We start from the raw sequence: 20,562 nt of genomic DNA on the forward strand, positions 1-20,562 counted from the left end.
GGTATTGTGTCCTTTCACTCAGGTGGTTTTAAAAGATGCCAAAAGCCGCCAGACGGGGCACGGCGGCTTTTGGTAAATGGCTGCGGTGATCAGGAGGCTTTCTTGCGGTTGCGCAGGAAGTCCATATAGACAGCCGAAAGGATGACGGCGCCTTTGATGATGTACTGCCAGTCGGAGTTGACACCCATCAGGTTCAGGCCGTTGTTCAGGATACCGATGATCAGTACGCCGATCAGGGTGCCGCCCAGTTTGCCGGAGCCTCCGGACATGGATGTGCCGCCGACGACGACCGCCGCAATGGCGTCCATTTCCGCACCGTCACCGGAGGTGCAGGTGCCGGAGTAAAGCCGGGAGGCGATCGTGATGCCTGCCAGGCCGGCCATCAGGCCGCTGAAGGAGTAAACGATCAGCTTCACCTTGGCCGTGTTGATGGCGGAGAATTTAGCTGCCGTGTCATTGCCGCCTACCGCGTAAATATGCCGGCCGATCCTGGAACGGTTCAGGAACAGCACCGCAACGACGAACACGATAAACATGGTGATCACAGGCGTCGGAATGCCGGCCACGTTGCCCGCACCGAGGAACTTCCACGTGTCTGTCATGCAGCGGATCGGCTTGCCGCCCGAGTAGACGTACGCGATGCCTTTGGCAATGTTCATGGAGGCCAGTGTCACAATAAAGGGCGGGATCTTCGTTTTGGCGATGATCGTGCCGTTGAGCAGGCCGAAGAGCAGACCGGACAGGATTGCGATCAGGATGCCTACTATTTCCGGCAGGCCATGCCATACCACCGCTGCCGCACCCAGCACGCCGGACATTGCGATGATGGAACCTACGGAGAGGTCAATGCCTCCCAGGATGATGACCATTGTCATGCCGCAGGCCAGCATCAGGTTGGTGGCGCTCTGCCGCAGGACGTTGAAGATATTATTGGTGGTCAGGAACGTTGAATGGGTCTTCGGATATACATACAGGAACAGGATCATGGCGACCAGGGCCAGGATGATTCCCAGGTTATCCCTCAGATACTTCTTAATGCCTTTCATGCTTTGGCCCCTCCTGCTGTCTCCAGGGTCGCGAGCTGCATGATCGCTTCCTGGCTGACGTTTTCATAATCAATGCAGCCGGTAATCCGGCCGTCATACATGACATAGACGCGGTCTGCCATATTAATGATCTCCGGCAGTTCCGAAGAAACCATGATAATGGCTACGCCCTGCTTGGTCAGTTCGTTCATAATTTCGTAGATTTCTGCCTTGGCGCCTACGTCCACACCGCGGGTCGGTTCATCCAGGATCAGCACTTTCGGCTTCGTGGCCAGCCAGCGTCCGATCATGACCTTCTGCTGGTTTCCGCCGGACAGGTTGGAAACCCGCTGTTCATGCGAGGGCGTCTTTGTCTGCATCTTATCAATGAACTCCTGGGTGATCTCATGCTCACGCTTGTCATTGACCCGCAGATGATGAATGATCTCCTGCAACACCTCTATGGTGGTGTTGAAGCTTACGGACTGAATATGGTAAAGGCCCTCCAGTTTCCGGTTCTCCGGCACCATAGCGATCCCGTATTTCATGGCATCCACGGCGCTGTGTATATTCAGCCGCTTTCCCTCCAGCGTAATGGTTCCGGTGGAGGTGTTCGTCAGCCCGAAAATACACTGCATTGTCTCGCTGCGTCCCGCGCCGACCAGCCCGGCAAAGCCTACGATTTCGCCTTCCCGCACTTCGAACGAAACATCGTTTACCCGCTTATGGTGTTTCTTTCCGTCATCAATATGCTCACACCTGAAGAAAACCGGCGTGTCCTTTACATGATCGCGGGTATAGTACTGATTCAGTTCGCGGCCCACCATCATGGTGATCAGCTCATCCCGGGGCGTATCCGCAACAACGCATGTACCGACATACATGCCGTCCCGCAGTACTGTTACCCGGTCGCAAACCTCATTCAGCTCACTCATCTTATGGCTGATATAGATAATGCCTACGCCCTGGGACGCGAGATTGCGCATGATCTCAAACAACTGGGCTACTTCACGGTCAGAAATGGACGAGGTGGGTTCATCCATGACCAGGATCCGACAGTTGAAGGAAATGGCTTTGACAATTTCCACCATCTGCTGCTGCGCAATGGAAAGATCAAAAATCTCATCTGTAGCGCTGATCCCCAGGTCGAATTTATCCAGCATTTCCTGCGCGGAGGATGCCATCTTCCTGTAATCTACGCCCAATTTGCCCATGGGTTCCCGGCCAAGGAAGATATTCTCTGCGACTGTCATATGCGGAACCAGGACCAGTTCCTGGTGAATAATCGAGATACCGTTTTCCCGGGCCGCGTGGACACCGTCAATGACTACGGGCTTTCCGTCAATGAGGATCTCGCCTTCCTCCGCAATGTAGATGCCGCCCAGCACCTTGATCAGTGTGGATTTTCCGGCGCCGTTCTCACCCAGGAGAGCATGAATTTCACCGGCTTTCAGCTGAAATTCCACATTCTGCAGCGCTTTGACGCCCGGAAAGGATTTGGAGATCCCTTTCATTTCGAGCAGGTATTCGCTCACTCAGTATCACCACCATTTTTGCTTAGGATATCCGGAAAAGAGGATCACATCCAGAAAAGGGCTTTGCCCCCGTGGAACAAAGCCCCTTGCGACTGCCGGGCCTTCCCTGTGAAGGGAAGGCCGGCTCAAAGGATTGGTTTGTTACAGCTTACTGCCAGCCGCCGTTGTTGTATTCAGCGATGTTGTCAGAGTTGATCATGAAGGTAGCGATCGGATAGCGTTCCTCAACGGTCTCGCCGGCCTTCCACTTGTAGTACAGTTCGGCGATGGTCTTGCCGATGGAGATGGGGGACTGTGCGCCGGTGCCGGTCACTTTGCCTTCCGCGATCAGGGCCTTGATGTCGGGAGAACCGTCAACGCCGTAGATCAGAGCCTTGGACTGTGCGGCTTCCGCAGCAGCGGCAGCACCCAGGGCGGTGGGATCGTTGCCGCCGAAGATAGCGACGGCTTCCGGATGGGCGGTCAGAGCGTCGGTGCCGTTCAGGTTGCCCTGTTCCTGGTTGCCCATGCAGTCTTTCTGGAAGACCACTTCAAAGCCCTTGTCCTTGATGGCATCGAGGAATCCGTTGGTACGGTCCACAACAGACTGCATTGTGGGAGAATCCAGCACGATGATGGGGCCGCCTTCGGGCAGCTTGGCAACCAGATCCTCACCGCAGACCTTACCGGCGTTGTAGTTATCGGAGCCGGCGTAGGTGACCAGGTAGGACATATCGGCCACTTCGGTATCGAAACCGAACATGGGGATGTTGGCTTCCTTCAGCTTATCCAGACCGGCGATGATGCCGTCCTTGTCAACGGGGTTGACAAACATAGCCACAACACCATTGGAGATCATGTCTTCAATCTGGGCAATCTGCTTTTCATTGCTGTTCTGGGGATCCAGGGAAATCAGTTCGTCGCCGTTGGCTTCCACAACCTCGCGGATTGCGCTTTCCAGGGCAACGAAGAAGGGATTGGTACCATCCATGCAGGTATAGCCGATCTTGTCAGCCAATGCCGCGGCACAGCCCAGGGTGAGGGCGAGCGCCAAAATCAGAGCAACCAGTTTCTTCATAGAGAAACCCTCCTTTTGGCAGATTCTTCTGCCTGACTATGAATTTTATCTCGCGGTTTTCCTACCGCTGTTAATCTCATTCTATCGGTACTGGCAGGAAATGTCAATCCTGTACCGGATCAGGCATGAAACGCTGGGACGGTTGAAAAACAAGACTTTTTCAGATACAATCTCAAAGAGGGTAGATAAAAAATATACCTGTTTTCCTGACCGTGCTGATACCTTCATCGTATAAACTGATGGAACGATGTTCCGGTTTCAGCGTCTAAAGATACGGGACCGGAAAAACGGTGCCGGAAAGGAAGAAAAAAAGATGAAAAAGCTGATTGCCTTACTGTGTGTTCTCCTGATGATGGTTTGTGCCGCTTCCGCGACCGCGGAGCAGCTGGCAGGCGGATGGACGCCTTCCGCTGATCCTACGGTGACTGAAGAACGGCAGGCACTGTTTGACAAAGGGACGGAAGCACTGACCGGCGTGGGCTACACGCCCATCGCTTATCTTGGATCCCAGGTTGTGGCAGGAACCAATCACGCATTCCTGTGCCAGGCCGTTGTGGTTTATCCCGGCGCGGAACCGCATTACGCTATGGTGTATCTGTATGAAGACCTGCAGGGCAATGTATCGATCCTGAGCATTGCTGAGGTGGACGTCGGAGCCCTGTGCACCTACGGTGCGGAAGAATAAAGGGCGCTCAAACAAAAACGGGCGGAGCTTTGGCTCTGTCCGTTTTTTTGTGCCTGGCTGTATATTCCGCGATGACGGGATCAGGTTTCCGCGGCTTTGCGTTCGCTTCGCCGGATCCGGTTGATATGACGTTCAAACTCGCCTCCGCTGATCAATTCTGCCAGGACATACTGTTCAAAAGCGGGGACGGTGCAGCTGTAAAAACCCACACGCAGCTCAAAAACCGGAAGCAGGGCACGGGGAATGACCATATAGCCGACACGGAAGGAAGGGGAAACTGTGCGGGAAAAGGTGTTGAGGTAGATAACATTCTGGCGGGAGGAACCGGCAAAAAGAGTTTCCTCCGGTTTGCGGAGGAGAGAGAACTCTGATTCGTAGTCATCTTCAACGATATACCGGTCCGGCTTATCGGCCCAGCGAAGATACTCCCGGCGCTTGGAGGCGGTGGCGGTGACGCCGCTGGGGAAACTGCGGAAGGGCGTTATATGGAGCACGGAGGCTTTGGTGGCCTGGAGCGCTTCCGAAAGGATCCCGTTCTTTCCGAGAGGACAGAAATCCACTTTGACATCCCTGGACCGGTATACCTGTTCAATCTTTTGATAGGAAGGTGCCTCAATGGCGTAGGTACGGCTGCTGCCCAGCAGTTCCACCGTGAGCCCGTAAAGGTATTCAGCACCGGCACCGATGACGATCTGGTCCGGCTGGACACGGATACCGCGGTTGCGGGCCAGGTAGCTGCACAGGGCTTCCCGCAGTTCCAGGCATCCGGTGTTGGGCGGACGGACCATGATCTCCTCTCCGTACTCGGTCAGCACCCGGCGCATGACCCGGGCCAGGGTGGGAAAGGGCAGGGTGTTCCGGCCCGGAGCGGGGGCAGCCGGGATAATCCGGTGTTCCGGCCGGACGGCGGGCATGGAGAAGCCGTCCGCCTCCCGGTAGATGACATAGCAGCCGCTGCGGGCACGGGATTCGGCGTATCCCTCCTCACACAGCAACTCGATGCTGTGCTCCGCTGTGATGGCACTGACGCCACGGTCCCGGGCGAGGACACGCCGGGAAGGAAGGCGGCTGCCAAAGGGCCGTACACCGGAGAGAATCTCCTCCCGCAGGGATTCATAAAGGGCCAGGTAGGCCGGTTTGTTCTGATTCATCTGGTCTTATATAATTCTCCGTTTCTGGCACTTTTCATATGGCCAAATGAAGCATATACTCCTTTGTATCCAAAGTCAAGCAAGGAAGTGTTTTATGATGAAAAAGAGTGAGGTCCAGCTGACACGGATTGTGTTCGGCGCTGTGATGGCGGCGCTTGTGTTTGTGGTGACACTGTTCCGGTTCCCACTGCTGGGATCCAAAGTTCATTTTGCCAATGCGGTCTGCCTGCTGTGCGGACTGCTGCTGGGACCGGTGTGGGGCGGCACTGCCGCGGGTCTTGGCTCCGCACTGTATGACCTGTCCTTCTACAATGAAGGGATCATCAACCTGCTGATCACCTTTGTTTCCAAGTTCGCCATGGCGTGGATCTGCGGAATTATCGCGGGAAAGCGTAAAGAAAAAGCGCAGCCGCTGATCCGTGTGGTACTGGCATGCGTTGCGGGCGCGCTGACATATGTGGCGCTGTATATGCTGAAGAGCGCGATCTACGGGGCTATTGCGGGGAACGCCTGGGCTGCGGTCGCCAGCAAGTTCCCGGCATCCATCATTAATGCGGGCGCCGCGATCGTGGCTGCGCCTATCTTCTATCATGCTGTGATCCCGGCGCTCAAAGCGGGAGGGATCCTGAAAAAACTGGATGAGGCTGTACAATAAAAAACCGGCTTCCTACAGTTTAAAGCCGGTGAACATGGCCTGGGCAATATCCTTGCCCAGGTCATCTTTTATACTGATAACATAGACACAGCTGGTACGGCCGCTCTTAAGGCAGGAGGCGGACGCGGTCAGCTTTTTCCCTTTGGAAGCATTCAGGAAGTTCAGGCTGACCTGCTGGGCAACGGTGGGATGATGGGCATTGTTGGCCGCGGCGGCAAAGGTGAAATCCGCCAGGGCGAGAATAGCACCGCCCATCAGGCCGCCTTCAGCGTTCTGATGGCGTTCGGTGACAGCCATGCTGCAGACAGCACCGTCTTCCGTGAGCTCTTCCAGCGCCATATCATTATTCATTGCGAAGGTATCCTTGCGGAAGTATTCGCGGGCGGCTTCAAGGGACTGAAAATGAGACATGGAACCCTCCATCAATAATTCAGAATTAAGAATTCAGAATTGATACATCAATTCCCAGGGACTGAAGTTTCTGCCAGTAATCCGGGAAGCTTTTACGGACAGCTTCGGCACAGTGGATCTCCCCGCCGGTGCGGGTGCAGAGCAGGGACAGGGCCATGGCGATCCTGTGATCATTATGGCTGTCCAGCAGTTCTTCCGGTGCATGGATGCTTCCCGCGGGAACGATGATCCGGTTTTCCTCCGTTTCAAGCGTGATCCCGAATTTGGCCATCTCGAGAGCCATCACAGCCCCGCGGTCGCTTTCCTTGAAACGAAGGCGGCGGGTGCCGGTGAAAACAGCTCCGCGGCAGAGGGCTGCTACGGCGAAAAGAACGGGGGCCAGGTCGGGGCAATCCGTCAGGTCCAGCTCCGTGGGGCCTTTGACCAGACGGGAAAAATAATCCTGATATACCCGGTCACCCTGCAGGCTGTCTTCCCGCAGACCGGTCACGGTGACTTCTCCGCCGATACTGTTCAGCGCGTCAAAGAAGGCCGCGTTGGAATAATCGCCCTCCACTTCCGTACACCGGGCACTGAAGGCAGCATTGCCCGCAATATCAAGGGTGTACTCATCCGGCGTGGAAACCTGCACACCCGCATCCTGAAGCGCCTGCAGCGTCAGGGAAAGATAGGAACCGCTTTCCACCGGGGGCAGCAGGCGGATCCGGCTTTCGCCGTCCAGCAGGGGCAGGGCAAAGAGCAGGCCGGTAATAAACTGGCTGCTGATGCTGCCCGGAACGGTGTATTCCCCGGATGTCAGCCTGCCCTGAACCAGCAAGCCTTCCTCTGTACGGGTAAAGGTAAGGCCCCGGTCCCGGCAGAGATCTTCATACACGGACAGGGGACGGGAAAGCAGCGTCGGGCTGCCCTTCAGGATCATGGGATTCCCGGAGAGCATGCACAGGGGGATCATAAACCGCAGGGTACTGCCGGATTCCCGGCAGTTCAGGACAGCCGGGCCGGAGCGGCGGGGATCACAGCCTTTGATATGGACGGTGGTTCCCTCCCAGTTGAGAGATGCTCCCAGGGCGGAAAGGCAGTCCGAAGTGGCGAGAATATCCTCGCTGCGGTCCACACCGTATACGGTGCTTTCCCCTTCTGAAAGGGCGGCACAGATCAGCAGGCGGTGGGCCATGGATTTGGAAGGCGGCGCAGCTACTGTGCCGCGGGCTGTGCCGGGCTGGATGAGCACGTTCATTGATTCTCTCCTGTCAGGTAGTCCATGGCTTCCAGGTAGCCGTCAAAACCATGTCCTTTGATGGTCTTCACACAGGCGGCCCGGACATAGCTCACCTTCCGGAAGGCTTCCCGGGTATCCGGATCGGAAATATGGACTTCCACAGCAGGAAGTCCTACCGCCTTCAGGGCGTCAAGCAGGGCAATGCTGGTGTGGGTATAAGCCGCAGGGTTGATGATAATGCCGTCGGCTTTGCCGTAAGCCTGCTGGATGGCGTCCACCAGGTCTCCTTCATGGTTGGACTGGAAGATCGAGACAGTGATCCCCCGCTTTTCCGCATGGGCTTCGATAAGCCGGCAGAGATCCGCGTAGGTGGCGGTTCCGTAGATCTCCGGTTCCCGGATACCAAGCATATTCAGGTTCGGGCCGTTGAGGACCAGCAGGGTTTTCTTCTTATCTGTGTTCATTTGCTTTCACCTTTTCCGGTCAGCAGTTATCGCGACCAATCGCATCGGCGGTATCTTCCGGTGTGCCGGTTACGGGGATGATCTCATCCGCGGCGGTGCGATAGACGGGTTCCCGCTCAATATACAGCTGCCTCATTTTATCCTGCGTATCCGCCAGGGGACGGTCTTCCGTTGGAACCAGGGATTCAGGATCCCGGTTCAGCCAGAAGAGACGGCCGTTCTGGCGCAGGGCTGTAACGTTTTCCGGACGGAGCACCGCTCCGCCGCCCGTGGAGATAATCCGGCCGCCCTCCATGGAGAGTTCACGGATCACTTCGCTTTCCAGATCACGGAAGGCGGGCTCCCCATCCTCCCGGAAGATATCGGGAATGGTTTTCCCGGCTTTCTCAACAATGAGCTGGTCCGTATCAGCCAGGGGCTTGCCGGTCTTTTCGGCAAGGATCTTTCCGACGGCGGACTTCCCGCTGCCCGGCATGCCGATGAGCACGATGTTTTCCTTCCGGCTGAGGATCCGGCTGTAGATCCGGTCTGTCAGGTCATCAGGATAAGCGGTATCGAGGAAATAGCCGGAAGCGCGGACGGCCTGGGCAACCAGCATATACAGGCCGCCTTCCGCGGGGATGCCGCGGGAGCGGGCATCCAGGACAAGCCGGCTGCGAAGGGGATTATAGATTGCGTCCACCACTCCCTCAAGACGGGTAAACATCTCCAGGGAAAGAGGCTGTTCCGCGGGCTTGGGATACATACCGCAGGGGGTTGTGTTCAGGATGATCTCCGCGTCCGTGTGATCCCGCAGGACGTCCTCATAGGAAAGACTGCCCTCCCGGGCGGTCCGGCTGACACGGAATACCTCCCGGGCACCCAGCTGCCCGGCCGCAAAGGACGCGGTGCGGGAGGTGCCGCCGGTGCCCAGTACCAGGACTTTTTTACCGCTGAGATCCAAGCCGGCGCGGAGGATCAGCCGGGTGATGCCGTACAGGTCCGTGTTATATCCGGAAAGCCTGCCGTCCCGGTTGACAACGGTGTTTACGGCACCGATGGCGCGGGCTGTTTCATCGATCTCATCCAGGAAGGGGATGACTGCCTGCTTGTAGGGAATGGTGACGTTGATTCCGCAGAACCCGCGGGCCGTCATGAAGGCCGGAAGTTCCTCAGGCGTCAGTTCCTTCAGGTCATAGGCATAGCTGCCGATCTCGTTGTGGATCTCCCGGGAAAAACTGTGGGGAAGATGCTCACCGATGCAGCCATATTTTAATTCATAATGCATAATGCACAATGCATAATGATGAGATGCTGTCATGCTTCTGACAGGCGCTCAGCATTTATGCTGAAACCTTTCTGCAGTCTTTAGTCATCTGGAGAGGCAAGCCAGTCGGCGCCGAAGCGCAGGGCAAGGAGATCCGCCAGCGCCAGGGCTGCTACACTGTCCACAACAATACGGGCCCGGTGGACGATGGCCGGATCATGACGCCCCCTGATCTCCAGGACGGTGTTTTCTCCGGTAAGGGGATTGACCGTCTGCTGTTCCAGGGAGATGGAAGGCGTGGGCTTCACAACGCAGCGGAAGAGCAGGGGCATGCCGTTTGAAATGCCGCCGTTAATACCGCCGTTGTGATTGGACGTGGTGACAGGATGAGAATCTTTCATCCGCAGGGGATCGTTTGCCCGGCTGCCGGTCATATCCGCGAAAGCAAAACCAGCGCCGAATTCCACACCCTTTACGGCGGGAACGGAGAACAGGGCGTGGGAAAGGACGCCCTCAACAGTATCGAACCAGGGTTCGCCCACTCCGGCAGGCATACCGAGCACCGCGGTTTCCAGTATTCCGCCTACGCTGTCCCCGCGTGCGGCCGCCTGCTCAATGGCATCCCGCATGGCCTGCCCTTTTGTTTCATCCAGCACCGCGAAAGGCAGAGAATTCAGTTTTTCCAGATCGGCGGGAAGATCGGTGAACGGTGCGTCATCAATCCCCGCGCAGCGGGCGACATGGGTACCGATGAGGATCCCTTTTCCCTGCAGGGCGCGGATCACTATGGCACCGGCAGCGACCAGTGCGGCGGTGATCCTTCCGCTGAAATGACCGCCTCCCCGGTAGTCCTCAAATCCGTGATACTTGGTATAGGCAGTGTAATCCGCGTGCCCGGGACGGGCAGGACCGCGCTGATAATCCCCGCTCCGGGTGTCCCGGTTGGGGATCAGGATGGCCAGAGGAGTGCCTGTGGTGCGGCCTTCAAAAACACCACTGACAATACGGAAAGCATCTTCTTCCTGACGGGCAGTGGAAATACGGCCTGCGGGCCGGCGAAGGGTCAGCCGTGAGGCAATGAACTCTTCATCCACCGGAAGACCGGGCGCAAGGCCGTCAACCACCGCACCGATCTCGGGACCGTGACTCTCACCGAAAAGCGTAACGGTGACGGAGGTGCCAAATGTGTTTTTCATAAATACCCCACAAAATCAATTAACAATGAACAATTAACAATGAACAATTAATACTGAGAAGCGAAAAAGTACTGCTGATAAAGAGATTTCAGTTCTTCGGGGGAGAGGTCACGCTCGGTGAAGGAACCGACTTCATCCACAAAAATGGTGTGGACCTTTCCGGCGTAGAGCTTTTTGTCATGGACTACTGCCTGCATAACCCGCTCAGGATCTGCGGAGCAGGTGACAGGGAGCCCCAGTCTTTCCAGAACCGGAAGGAGGCGTTCCCGTACGGCGGAGGAGCACATGGGCAGCATGCCCAGCGCCACGCATTCCCCGTGCAGAAGACCATTTTCTTCATGCAGGCTTTCAATGCCGTGACCGAGTGTGTGGCCGAAATTCAGGACACGGCGCAGGCCGTGCTCTTTTTCATCCTGCTCCACAACATTCTTTTTAGTCCGGAGAGCATCCAGAATGACACGTTCCAGCATCGGAACAGGCTGACCGGCGGAAAGGGATGAAAGCTCCTTGTCCATGTCTGCGGTTTCATAGCGCGCAAACCCTTCCGCGTCGAAGCAGAGGGCCATTTTGACTGCCTCGGCCAGGCCGTTGGCCACCTGGCGCCGGGGCAGGGTGGAAAGCGTCCGGGGATCCACCAGAACCCGGCGGGGCTGGTGAAAGGCGCCGACAATGTTCTTAAAGCCGTCCAGATCAATGGCGGTTTTGCCGCCGATGGAAGAATCCACCTGTGACAGGACGGTGGTGGGAATGTTATAGAAATCGATGCCGCGCATATAGCAGGCAGCCGCGAAACCGGCCAGGTCTCCGACTACACCGCCGCCCACGGCCGCAACACAGTCGCCGCGGCCCATGCCGAACTCCAGCATACGGCGCAGCAGGAGATGAAAATGATCGAAGTTTTTACTGGCTTCGCCCCGGGGAATGCGGACGATCTCTGCTGCAAGGGCGGAGAATGCGACGGTATCCGCGTATTCCGCGGGCACCCCGGAATCAGTGACGACCAGGACCTTACGGTTCAGGTTCAGCAGTTCACCGGCCCTGTCCAGGCATCCGGATTCCAGCAGAATATCGTAGCTGTTTTCTCCCAGCGACAGGGTGATTTTCTCCTGACTCATCGGCATCCCTCCCTGACGGAAACAATATACCCCGGGGCCCGGGATGTCAATGTTTTACTGACTCTGACATGGTTTTCCTTCTGTTTTTCAGGAGGGACGGACTGATTTGCTTTTTTTCCCGGAACATGCGATAATAACGGGCGACAATAACAGCGGTCAGTATGTGTGAAGGTGGATGCGATGCTGAAGATCGGTCAGTTTACAGATACATTTCTGCCGGTTGTGGATGGCGTGGGCCGGGTGGTCCAGGCTTATTCCGAGACACTTTGCAAAATGGGGAACCAGGTTACCGTGGTGGCTCCGATGTATGATACAGGTTTCCAGGGCGGGTTTCCCTTCCAGCTGGTGGAGTATGTAGGGAGCAGTGTGCCCGGTATGAAGCAGTACAAGGTCGGCGAGGCCGTGCTGGATGCCCATTACCGGCGCCGTATCCGGATGATCGATCTGGACCTTATCCATGCCCACAGCCCCTTTACCGCGGGATCGGAGGCACTCCGTCTTGCCGCGGTGCGGAAACTGCCCCTGGTAGGTACCTTTCATTCCAAATACTATGATGATTTTCTGAAGGCCACCCGTTCCGAGTCGATCGCGAAGATGGGTGTCAAGCTTGTTGTGAGTTTTTATAACCGCTGCGACGAAGTCTGGGCGGTCGGCAAAAATACAGCCGACGTGCTGCGCGAGTACGGATATGAGGGTGAAATCCAGGTGATGCCCAACGGGGCGACCCTGCGGACTGTTTCACCCGGAGACGTGGAGCAGGTGAACCGGCGCTGGAACCTGGGAACGGATCCCCTGATCCTGTTTGTCGGCCAGATGGACTGGAAAAAGAATATCCTGACCGTGCTGGAAGCATGTGCGGAAATGAAAAAGAACGGAATCACCTTCCGGCTGCTGCTCGCCGGACAGGGAATGGATATGAACGCGATCAGCCAGAAGATCCATGATCTGAACATCCAGGACCGGGCGGAGCTGCTGGGCCATATTACGGATGCCAGCCTGCTGGACGCCCTGTACGCCCGGGCATCGCTGTTTGCTTTCCCGTCCCTTTATGATGCCGCACCGATGGTTGTACGGGAGGCGGCGGTCATGGGTACCCCTTCCGTGATGGTCAGGAACAGCACCGCGGCGGAAATCATCCGCCACGGAGAAAACGGCCTCCTGTGCGACAACGATCCGAAAGACCTGGCCAGGGTCATGACGGAAGCACTGAAGGAGCCCGAGAAGCTGGAACTGATCGGACAGCAGGCAAAAGAAACCATCCCTGTCCCGTGGGACAAGGTGATGGAGACTGCCGTGGAACGGTATGAAAGGCTGGTCGCCCTTGGCAAAGAAGGGAAACTGAAGGATAAACGGAAACGGATGCTGTAAGACAGATCAATCCGCTTCCAGGATGCATATTTCCACGTTATCAGGTCCGGCAAAACGGAGCAGGCGCCGTCCGGTACAGGGGTCACGCCGGTATTCACCCGCATCAATGCCGTTCATTTCCAGACGCTTGCGAACAGCTGCCAGGCGGGTGGCATAAAGCGTCAGATACTGTGAATCCGGAACAGATTCCCGGAATGAACAGATGACCTGCACCTGAATCTTATCCATCTCGAACAGATAGACGACATCTCCGGATTCCCGCCGGTCCAGCTGCTGGCGAAGACGGAAGCCAAGCCTGTTTTCATAGAAATCGCATACAGCGGCCTCATCCGACCCTTTCAGGGTGGTTCGGAAAAGGCCGGTTTTTTTCATATAGGGAAAGAGCGTGGTGCGGCGGGCACGATGACGCCACCGCCGGTACTCCCGCAGGTTCTTCCTCCAATGAGGATGGGTGACGACATAACCAACGGCGATGTAAAGCAGCTGGCCGATCAGGCCGCCGAGGGTGTTTGAGATAATATCATCAAAATCGTATACGCCGTGCCTGGTGATCAGCTGCAGGTTTTCCACGAGAAAGCTGAGCAGCAGGCAGAATGCCACAGGACGGATCCGCACCCTGGCCCGGAACCAGCGGAACACATAGGGCAGCAGGTACCCCACGGGTACAAAGACCATGATATTCAGGTAGAACTGAGCCAGATCGGCCGGGCGGACAATGGCAATCTGCGAGAGGGCAGAGGAAATTCCCTCGGAAAACAGGGTGTGGAACCAGCCGGAAAACCCGTGGGGGGTTGAGAAGGCGTTTTTCAGGTCTTCCAGAGGAGCCACGTGCACGGTGTAGTCTTCCGTGGAGGCACGGGAAAAGAATACCAGCCAGGCCAGGATTATGAAGTAAAAAAGCAGGCCGAAGGTCAGCAGCCTCTGGCGAAGCCGCAGCAGCCTGTCAGCGTTTGGGTTCTCACTCAGGCCGCCTTCCAGATTCAGACGCAGTCTGCGGCAGATCCGACGGTCAGCCCAGGGCAGGAAAAGAACCATGACAGCTACCAGAACAGTGACCAGGAGACTGAGTTTCAGGCTGTAATAATCCATCAGGGATTCTCCTTTTCAGATGGCAGGAGGGAACTGACCCGGAGGTTCCTCGGATCATCCACGGGCAGGCCGCTGAGATAGGAACTGCTGCCGATGAGGGCGGCAACGCTTTCATCCGTCCCTTCTCCAAGGAAGAGAAGACGATAGGATGCCTCGATCAGCCTGACAGCATACAGGCGGGCTTTTTCCCGCAGCTCCGGGAAACTTTCGCAGGATTCCTGCTCCGGATCATAGGGATGATGCCAGACACGGTGCTCCGTGTTTTCCGGATCAAGATCAAGGAACTGGGATTCAGCATAGGCAAGGGAACGGAGTACATCCAGCTTTGTGAGCCCGGCAGTGCGCGCGGCGATTCCGCGGGGCTTTTCCAGGAACCGGTAGCAGAGACGGTAACGGCGGAAGGAACGGTTCAGCTCAGTCCAGCAGTTTTTCCAGCCGTAAACCTGCTCAAAGACGGTATCCAGATCCTGCCGCAGGCATTCCGGCAGACGAAGCCGGGGATAATAATGCTCCGTAACAGGATGCTTCTCTTTTTCATAGCCGTTTCGGCGGATCTCAGCCATGTCAAGGGCATGCTCCAGGCTCATATGGCTGCGGGGAAAAACCCGCTCTTCAGCGGTAATCCAGATAATATAAGGATGGCAGATGCTGTCCAGCGCGTAATGGCAGAAGAAACCGGCAAGGTAGGAGAACAGTTCCTTACGGGAAGCGGAAACAGCGGCCCGGCGAAGCAGTGAAGATAAAAACAGGCCGGTCTTTGTGGTGTGCATCCGTCGGCCGCGGCCTTCCCGGCGGCGCCAGGGCTTATGCATAAACCAGACGTCCGGACCGAAAAGCGCGAAGGTATAAGGTTCGGATACAATCGTTTCCCGAACCTCTTCCGGCAGAGAGGAGAGAACCTCCCGGCCAAAGGACGCGTGTACCGCGACATCCGGCATTCTGATCACCTGTTCTTTCCTATGGAGATTACCAGTTCAGTATATCAATTTTTCAACACAGCGACAAGGCGATTTGCCGGGAACGGATTTGTGATATATAATAAAATGATTCAATCCGGGCGCAGCGCCGGAAAAACCTTCGATGTGAAGGAGGAAATGCATATGAAACGGTCTATCCGAAGCTTAACGGCATTGCTTATGACAGTGGTTCTTTTGCTGTGCCTTTATCCGATGATGCCCGCGCTGGCTGAAAGCGCGGCGGATTCTTCCGCCCAGAGCACAGAAGAGCCGGAGAAGAAGGAAAAGGTATCCGCGGAAACACTCCAGGCCCAGGGAATTCTTTCGGTTGGTGCCAAGGGAGAAGATGTTACCAGGCTGCAGCAGCGGCTGAAGGACCTGGGATACCTGGACGGCAAGGTGGACGGCCAGTACGGCGGCGGAACGAAGCGCGCGGTGATCGCGTTCCAGCGCATGCACGGGCTGACGACGGACGGCGTCGCGGGACAGGAAACACAGGAGAAACTATATGCCGAGGACGCGAAACACGCTCCGGACGGAAGTCCTGTGAACGTTCTTGAGGGCGATGTTCCGATGCTGGTGAACAAGGATAATCCTGTTCCCTCCGGTGAATTTTTTGTTCCGGCTGATATGGTGCAGCTGAATAAGGAACTGAGCAGCAAACTGGTTACGATCAAGTACAAGAAAACACGCGGCGTGAAGGTCGCTGTGGAAGCATTGAAGGCCATGCTGGAAGCCGCGAAAGCCGATGGTATCGGCAAGTGGCAGGTCAGTGCCGGCTACCGCAGCTGGGATGACCAGGTCAACATGCTGAACTCGAAAGTCAGGAGCTACCAGAAGAGCCATAAGGACTGGAGCAGCTCCAAAGCGCGCCGCGCGGCCCTGCGGACCGTGGCGGAACCGGGATGCAGCGAACATCATCTGGGACTTGCTTTTGATGTCAACAAAAAAGGGGCCTCCTCTTTTGCGGGGACCAAACAAAGCAAATGGCTGAATGAACACTGCTGGGAGTATGGATTCATTATCCGTTATCAGAAGGAAAAGGAAAAGATCACCGGCTTCGAGGCGGAACCCTGGCACATCCGGTATGTAGGTGTGGAGCATGCCCTGTATATGAGGGACCATGACCTGTGCCTGGAAGAATACGTTCAGGGCCTGCAGGACGGAAGCATTCCCAATCCGGCTGTAAAGGCGGAAGAACAGGAAGTTCCGGAGAACGCTGAGGAAAAGACTGAAGAGGAAGTTATCGAGGAAGTGCCGGAAGAGGAAGTTATTGAGGAAGTGCCGGAAGACGGGGAAGATGACGCTGCGGCATAACCGAAGTAAAGGATAACGGAGGAATCGACCATGCGTAAAGGAATCGCGCTCGGGCTTGTACTGATTCTGCTGCTCGCCCTGTCCGGCTGCGACGGAAAACAGGAAACCGGCGGGGATAAGGCTTCGGTTGTTGTAGGGTTTTCACAGCTGGGGGCGGAAAGCTCCTGGCGTATCGCCAATACCGTCAGTATGGAAGAGGCGGCAAAGGAAGCCGGCTTCGGCCTGATGATGGAAAATGCGAACCAGAAGCAGGAAAAGCAGATTGACGCGATCCGTTCCTTTATTGCCTATCGGGTTGATGTGATCGTTTTTTCACCGATTGTTCAGACCGGCTGGGATAATGTGCTGCAGGAAGCAAAACAGGCAGGAATCCCTGTGATCCTGATGGACCGGACGATTAAAACAGAGGATGATTCCCTGTACAAGGCCTATGTCGGCGCTAACTTCATGGAAGAAGGCCGCCGCGCAGGAGAGTACCTGATCCGGAAGGCGGACGCCATAGGCGCTGAACACCTGCGGATAGTGGAGATCTGCGGCACAACGGACTCGGCACCTATGCAGGACAGGCAGAGGGGATTCCTGGAAGTGATCGGGCAAGACAAAGAACGCTTTGAGATCATTGACAGTGTAGACGGAGATTTCCTCCAGTCCAAGGGTGAGGAGTGCATGCGTGAATTGCTGCAGAAATACGGCCCGGACGGCATTGACGTAGTGTTCTCCCATAATGACGCCATGACGCTTGGTGCACTGAATGTTCTGGAAAAGACAGACGCAGCCGCTACAAAAGACATGATCATTATTACCGTGGACGGTGAAAAAGCAGCTGTGGATGCCCTGAAAGCCGGAAGAATCAATTGTGTGGTGCAGTGTACGCCGCATCTGGGACCGTCGGTTATGAAACTGGTCGGGGAGATTAAGGCGGGAAAAGATATTCCCAAAGTCTATTATCCGGAGGAAGGCGCTTTCAGCGACTTTGATGACCTGTCCGATCCTGCGGTGGAGGGTTTCTGATGATGAAACGCAGCGGGATGACCAGCATTACCGCCCAGGTACGCCGTTCAGTGTCTTCCATAGCATTCCTGCTGGCTGTTCCGGCAGTGATCGGCCTGGTGGTTATGATGCTCTATTCCACCCGGACGCAGGCAATGATCCGGAGAATGGATACCATTGCCGGCATGAAACCGGCGCTTGAAAGCACCATCGCGGAGAATCTTTTCTCGGTAGCCGCGGGCCGGACTACTTTCAAAGACAGCGGTGTGCAGGAACTGATTGCGGAAACGGATCATACCCTGGACCGGCTTCTGGCAGAAACCGAAGGAGCGGGTCAGATGCAGCTGACTATTGCCCGCAGGACAATGGACACGCTGGAAAAGTATGTACTCAGGGTCCGGGACGGTATGGATGCGGGAACCCCTATCAGTGAGATTGAAGGCATCGTGGATGAGGTGCGGGATGTAGGGCGTCTGGTATTGGCTATGCTGGACGCTTTTACTACGGACGAGATTGCCAATGCGACGGTGGCCAGCGGGCGGCTGAGAATCATTGTCATTACCGCGGCACTGGCAGAGGTACTGCTGCTGTTGATCGCCTTTCTGCGTACACGGCGCGAGACGACCAAGCTGACGGAATCGATTCACTCCTCCATTTATTCCCTGGAGGGAACGGTCCGACGGATAGCAGAAGGCAATTTCGGCGACCGGGTACAGGGCATGAATGTGGAGGAACTGCGGGAACTGGGCGAACAGGTCAACCAGATGGCGGACAGGCTGGAGACCCTGATCAGGCAGATCCGCCGGAACCGGGACCACCTGGCACGGGCGGAGCTGCGTACCCTGCAGGCGCAGATCAATCCACACTTCCTGTATAATACCCTGGATACGATCGTCTGGCAGGCGGAATCCGGCAAAGGAGAGGAAGTTGTCCGCCTGACGCGCAACCTGAGCGATTTTTTCCGGATCGCACTGTCATCCGGCGCCGACTGGATCCCGGTCAGCCAGGAACTGAAGCATGTTTCCGCTTATCTGAGTATCCAGAAGACCCGGTACCGGGATATCCTGGATTATGAAGTGGATCAGCCGGAAGACCTGGAAGAGGCGTATATGCTCAAACTGCTTCTGCAACCGCTGGTGGAAAACGCCCTGTACCACGGGATCAAAAATAAACGCGGCGGCGGAAAGATCTCTGTGAAGGTACATCGTGAGAACCGGATCATGACCTTTACCGTGGCGGACACGGGCAAGGGAATGGCTCCGGAGCAGCTGGATGAACTGCAGAGGATGCTGAAGGAAGAAACACCGAATGTACAGGCGGCCCTGGAACCGGGGCATTCCGGTTTCGGCATGCGGAATGTGGATACGCGGATCCGGCTGTATTACGGAAAACAGACAGGCCTGCTGCTTCAGTCCGGCCCGGAGGGCACAGAGGTATCATTCAGGATTCCTATTCGTACAAGGGAGGAAATCGACCATGATGAAAGTCTTTCTCGTGGATGACGAGATAGCCATCCGGGAGAACCTGCGCAATTCCTTTCCATGGGAGGAGAAAGGATATCAGCTGGTCGGTGAAGCTCCGGACGGTGAAATGGCCCTGCCTATGCTGCGGGACCTGAACGCGGACATCCTGCTGACAGATATCCGCATGCCTTTTATGGACGGAATGAAACTGTGCGAGGAAGTACAGCGTACCATGCCCTGGGTGGAACGGATCATCCTGTCCGGCTATGATGATTTTGCCTATGCCCAGAAAGCCATATCCCTGGGCGTGAAGGAATACCTGCTCAAGCCGGTGACAGCCGCGGAACTGGAGGCGGCGCTGGACCGGGTGAGCCGGCAGATCGAGGAAAAACGCCGAGACCGGGAAAACCTGACAGCCCTCCGGGAACGGCTTTCCTCCGGGAACCAGTTCCTGAAGGCCAAGCTGCTGGCTTCGCTGTTCACGGATGAAGGGGACAGCGAGGACGATGAAGCGCTGCTCCGGCAGATGCGGGACCTGGGTGTAAACCTGGCGGCGGGCTGCTACGCGGTGATCGATATCGCGTTCCCGGCGGAAGGCGAACAGCGGATCGCCTGCCGGAACGCCCTGTCCTCCCTTGCGGAAATGAGCGGCGGTGGCGTTTATGTCTGCGGTGCTCCCAAAGGCGCCCGGGCGCTGGTGCTGGGAGACAATCCGGAAGATACAGAGGAACGGGCGTACTCCTTTGCCAATTCTGCGATGCATCTGCCCGAGCTGGCCAGGGAAAAACGGCTGCTGATCTCCGTTGGTGAAACCGTGACGGATTTCCACGATATCCGGCAGTCCATGAAGGGCGCCCGGCATGCCCGGCATCTGCAGGGACCGGAGGCGAATGAAGAGCGGCGGATCATCGGCGTGAATGAGACAAACTGCCAGCAGCAGCCCCTGTCCGAAACGGAACTGAGTCCCCTGTATGAGCGGCTGCAGTACGCGACCGAAGAGGAAGTGGAACCGATCCTGACGGAGTATACCCGCTCCCTTGATTCCACGATGGCACTGGGATACCTGCGGGTGGCCGGCCTGCTGGCGGCACGCCGGATTATCCAGGAAGGGGAAGGGGTTCCCAAGGAAGTCCTTTCAGACGATATTGTAGAGGAAGCAATGCATACGGAGGGGGAGGAAGGCTTCCTGCTGCTGGCTGAGCTGCTCAAAAAGGCGATCGCCTTCCGCAACCGGAACAGGGCGGGCTACGCGGATCCCATCATCGGCCGGGCCCGGGCCTACCTGTCTCAGCACTATGCGGATCCGAACCTGATGCTTCAGGACGTGGCCGGAGAGGTTCATCTTTCCCAGAGCCATTTCTCCACTGTTTTTGCCCAGGAAACCGGCCTGACCTTCACCCAGTATCTGACCGGCCTCCGGATCGGCAAAGCCAAAGAACTGCTTGAGGCTACGGAGATGCGGTCCTCCCAGATCGCGCAGGAAGTGGGCTATAACGACTCCCATTATTTCAGCTATCTGTTCAAGAAAACCACCGGTATGACCCCCAGTGAGTACCGGAGGAAGAACAGAAGTACGGAATAAAAAATTCAACTTCAGGGAAACGATTTCAAACCGAATCC

General features: G+C 56.5%; 19 protein-coding genes. 7 read left to right on the plus strand and 12 right to left on the minus strand.

Going from position 1 to position 20,562, the window contains the following annotated elements; all coding sequences use genetic code 11:
• Positions 1-89 precede the first annotated feature (89 nt).
• The 3 genes from JYE50_RS00160 to JYE50_RS00170 form a co-directional block, all read right to left on the minus strand.
• Positions 90-1,046: an ABC transporter permease gene (locus JYE50_RS00160; RefSeq protein ID WP_084095873.1), complete on the minus strand. Its 957-nt coding sequence runs from the start codon at positions 1,044-1,046 to the stop codon at positions 90-92.
• Entirely contained in the window at positions 1,043-2,560 is a 1,518-nt protein-coding gene (locus JYE50_RS00165) for a sugar ABC transporter ATP-binding protein (RefSeq protein WP_179138324.1), read from the minus strand. Before JYE50_RS00165 ends, JYE50_RS00160 begins: the two co-directional genes overlap by 4 nt.
• 148 nt (positions 2,561-2,708) lie before the next feature.
• The gene (locus tag JYE50_RS00170) at positions 2,709-3,617 is read right to left on the minus strand and encodes a sugar ABC transporter substrate-binding protein (RefSeq protein WP_084095874.1); all 909 of its coding nucleotides are present in this window, start codon (positions 3,615-3,617) and stop codon (positions 2,709-2,711) included.
• 313 nt (positions 3,618-3,930) lie between these two features.
• Between JYE50_RS00170 and JYE50_RS00175 the strand changes: the two genes are divergently transcribed.
• On the plus strand, positions 3,931-4,302 hold the full coding sequence (locus JYE50_RS00175) for a hypothetical protein (RefSeq protein WP_143763608.1): 372 nt from the start codon (positions 3,931-3,933) through the stop codon (positions 4,300-4,302).
• Positions 4,303-4,382: 80 nt separating this feature from the next.
• Here the strand turns inward: JYE50_RS00175 and pdxR are convergent, their stop codons facing one another.
• A complete protein-coding gene (gene pdxR / locus JYE50_RS00180) occupies positions 4,383-5,453 on the minus strand; it encodes a MocR-like pyridoxine biosynthesis transcription factor PdxR (RefSeq protein WP_084095876.1) in 1,071 nt (356 codons plus the stop codon).
• Between the two features lie 94 nt (positions 5,454-5,547).
• On the opposite strand from pdxR, the gene JYE50_RS00185 reads away from it, so the two are divergent.
• Complete coding sequence (locus JYE50_RS00185; RefSeq protein WP_283399203.1) at positions 5,548-6,108, plus strand: ECF transporter S component; 561 nt, start codon at positions 5,548-5,550, stop codon at positions 6,106-6,108.
• 12 nt (positions 6,109-6,120) lie between these two features.
• On the opposite strand, the gene JYE50_RS00190 is transcribed toward JYE50_RS00185, so the two are convergent.
• From JYE50_RS00190 to aroB, 6 genes are all read right to left on the minus strand, one after another.
• Positions 6,121-6,519, minus strand: a complete 399-nt coding sequence (locus JYE50_RS00190) for a PaaI family thioesterase (RefSeq protein WP_179138326.1) — start codon at positions 6,517-6,519, stop codon at positions 6,121-6,123.
• A 25-nt stretch (positions 6,520-6,544) separates the two neighbouring features.
• Positions 6,545-7,756: a 3-phosphoshikimate 1-carboxyvinyltransferase gene (locus JYE50_RS00195; protein ID WP_084095879.1), complete on the minus strand. Its 1,212-nt coding sequence runs from the start codon at positions 7,754-7,756 to the stop codon at positions 6,545-6,547.
• Positions 7,753-8,202, minus strand: a complete 450-nt coding sequence (gene aroQ / locus JYE50_RS00200; RefSeq protein ID WP_084095880.1) for a type II 3-dehydroquinate dehydratase — start codon at positions 8,200-8,202, stop codon at positions 7,753-7,755. Before aroQ ends, JYE50_RS00195 begins: the two co-directional genes overlap by 4 nt.
• A gap of 19 nt (positions 8,203-8,221) precedes the next feature.
• Positions 8,222-9,469: a shikimate kinase gene (locus JYE50_RS00205; RefSeq protein WP_179138327.1), complete on the minus strand. Its 1,248-nt coding sequence runs from the start codon at positions 9,467-9,469 to the stop codon at positions 8,222-8,224.
• An 80-nt stretch (positions 9,470-9,549) separates the two neighbouring features.
• The gene (gene aroC / locus JYE50_RS00210) at positions 9,550-10,644 is read right to left on the minus strand and encodes a chorismate synthase (protein ID WP_084095882.1); all 1,095 of its coding nucleotides are present in this window, start codon (positions 10,642-10,644) and stop codon (positions 9,550-9,552) included.
• A gap of 47 nt (positions 10,645-10,691) precedes the next feature.
• Positions 10,692-11,759 (minus strand): 3-dehydroquinate synthase, encoded by a 1,068-nt coding sequence (gene aroB, locus JYE50_RS00215; RefSeq protein ID WP_084095883.1) that lies wholly within the window; start codon positions 11,757-11,759, stop codon positions 10,692-10,694.
• A gap of 180 nt (positions 11,760-11,939) precedes the next feature.
• Between aroB and JYE50_RS00220 the strand changes: the two genes are divergently transcribed.
• Entirely contained in the window at positions 11,940-13,127 is a 1,188-nt protein-coding gene (locus JYE50_RS00220; RefSeq protein ID WP_084095884.1) for a glycosyltransferase, read from the plus strand.
• Positions 13,128-13,133: 6 nt separating this feature from the next.
• On the opposite strand, the gene JYE50_RS00225 is transcribed toward JYE50_RS00220, so the two are convergent.
• The gene (locus tag JYE50_RS00225) at positions 13,134-14,216 is read right to left on the minus strand and encodes a VanZ family protein (protein ID WP_084095885.1); all 1,083 of its coding nucleotides are present in this window, start codon (positions 14,214-14,216) and stop codon (positions 13,134-13,136) included.
• Positions 14,216-15,154, minus strand: a complete 939-nt coding sequence (locus tag JYE50_RS00230) for a zinc dependent phospholipase C family protein (protein WP_084095998.1) — start codon at positions 15,152-15,154, stop codon at positions 14,216-14,218. The genes JYE50_RS00225 and JYE50_RS00230 overlap by 1 nt, the downstream gene beginning before the upstream one ends.
• A 162-nt stretch (positions 15,155-15,316) precedes the next feature.
• On the opposite strand from JYE50_RS00230, the gene JYE50_RS00235 reads away from it, so the two are divergent.
• The 4 genes from JYE50_RS00235 to JYE50_RS00250 are packed head-to-tail and all read left to right on the plus strand — an operon-like array spanning position 15,317 to position 20,524.
• Positions 15,317-16,489 carry a D-alanyl-D-alanine carboxypeptidase family protein gene (locus JYE50_RS00235; RefSeq protein WP_179138329.1) on the plus strand — a complete coding sequence of 391 codons (1,173 nt, stop codon included), beginning with the start codon at positions 15,317-15,319 and terminating at the stop codon, positions 16,487-16,489.
• 30 nt (positions 16,490-16,519) lie between these two features.
• Positions 16,520-17,500 carry an ABC transporter substrate-binding protein gene (locus JYE50_RS00240; RefSeq protein WP_084095887.1) on the plus strand — a complete coding sequence of 327 codons (981 nt, stop codon included), beginning with the start codon at positions 16,520-16,522 and terminating at the stop codon, positions 17,498-17,500.
• Complete coding sequence (locus JYE50_RS00245) at positions 17,500-18,981, plus strand: sensor histidine kinase (RefSeq protein WP_084095888.1); 1,482 nt, start codon at positions 17,500-17,502, stop codon at positions 18,979-18,981. Before JYE50_RS00240 ends, JYE50_RS00245 begins: the two co-directional genes overlap by 1 nt.
• The gene (locus JYE50_RS00250) at positions 18,956-20,524 is read left to right on the plus strand and encodes a response regulator transcription factor (protein ID WP_179138330.1); all 1,569 of its coding nucleotides are present in this window, start codon (positions 18,956-18,958) and stop codon (positions 20,522-20,524) included. The genes JYE50_RS00245 and JYE50_RS00250 overlap by 26 nt, the downstream gene beginning before the upstream one ends.
• Positions 20,525-20,562 lie beyond the last annotated feature (38 nt).

The organism is Aristaeella lactis, assembly GCF_018118585.1.
In the GTDB taxonomy this organism is placed as follows: domain Bacteria; phylum Bacillota; class Clostridia; order Christensenellales; family Aristaeellaceae; genus Aristaeella; species Aristaeella lactis.

Bases quoted from the DNA above. Each gene is read 5' to 3' on its own strand.
- JYE50_RS00160 (WP_084095873.1), bottom strand. From the start codon at position 1,046: ATGAAAGGCATTAAGAAGTATCTGAGGGATAACCTGGGAATCATCCTG.
- JYE50_RS00170 (WP_084095874.1), bottom strand. From the start codon at position 3,617: ATGAAGAAACTGGTTGCTCTGATTTTGGCGCTCGCCCTCACCCTGGGC.
- JYE50_RS00175 (WP_143763608.1), top strand. From the start codon at position 3,931: ATGAAAAAGCTGATTGCCTTACTGTGTGTTCTCCTGATGATGGTTTGT.
- pdxR (WP_084095876.1), bottom strand. From the start codon at position 5,453: ATGAATCAGAACAAACCGGCCTACCTGGCCCTTTATGAATCCCTGCGG.
- JYE50_RS00185 (WP_283399203.1), top strand. From the start codon at position 5,548: ATGATGAAAAAGAGTGAGGTCCAGCTGACACGGATTGTGTTCGGCGCT.
- JYE50_RS00190 (WP_179138326.1), bottom strand. From the start codon at position 6,519: ATGTCTCATTTTCAGTCCCTTGAAGCCGCCCGCGAATACTTCCGCAAG.
- JYE50_RS00195 (WP_084095879.1), bottom strand. From the start codon at position 7,756: ATGAACGTGCTCATCCAGCCCGGCACAGCCCGCGGCACAGTAGCTGCG.
- aroQ (WP_084095880.1), bottom strand. From the start codon at position 8,202: ATGAACACAGATAAGAAGAAAACCCTGCTGGTCCTCAACGGCCCGAAC.
- JYE50_RS00205 (WP_179138327.1), bottom strand. From the start codon at position 9,469: ATGCATTATGAATTAAAATATGGCTGCATCGGTGAGCATCTTCCCCAC.
- aroC (WP_084095882.1), bottom strand. From the start codon at position 10,644: ATGAAAAACACATTTGGCACCTCCGTCACCGTTACGCTTTTCGGTGAG.
- aroB (WP_084095883.1), bottom strand. From the start codon at position 11,759: ATGAGTCAGGAGAAAATCACCCTGTCGCTGGGAGAAAACAGCTACGAT.
- JYE50_RS00220 (WP_084095884.1), top strand. From the start codon at position 11,940: ATGCTGAAGATCGGTCAGTTTACAGATACATTTCTGCCGGTTGTGGAT.
- JYE50_RS00225 (WP_084095885.1), bottom strand. From the start codon at position 14,216: ATGGATTATTACAGCCTGAAACTCAGTCTCCTGGTCACTGTTCTGGTA.
- JYE50_RS00230 (WP_084095998.1), bottom strand. From the start codon at position 15,154: ATGCCGGATGTCGCGGTACACGCGTCCTTTGGCCGGGAGGTTCTCTCC.
- JYE50_RS00235 (WP_179138329.1), top strand. From the start codon at position 15,317: ATGAAACGGTCTATCCGAAGCTTAACGGCATTGCTTATGACAGTGGTT.
- JYE50_RS00240 (WP_084095887.1), top strand. From the start codon at position 16,520: ATGCGTAAAGGAATCGCGCTCGGGCTTGTACTGATTCTGCTGCTCGCC.
- JYE50_RS00245 (WP_084095888.1), top strand. From the start codon at position 17,500: ATGATGAAACGCAGCGGGATGACCAGCATTACCGCCCAGGTACGCCGT.
- JYE50_RS00250 (WP_179138330.1), top strand. From the start codon at position 18,956: ATGATGAAAGTCTTTCTCGTGGATGACGAGATAGCCATCCGGGAGAAC.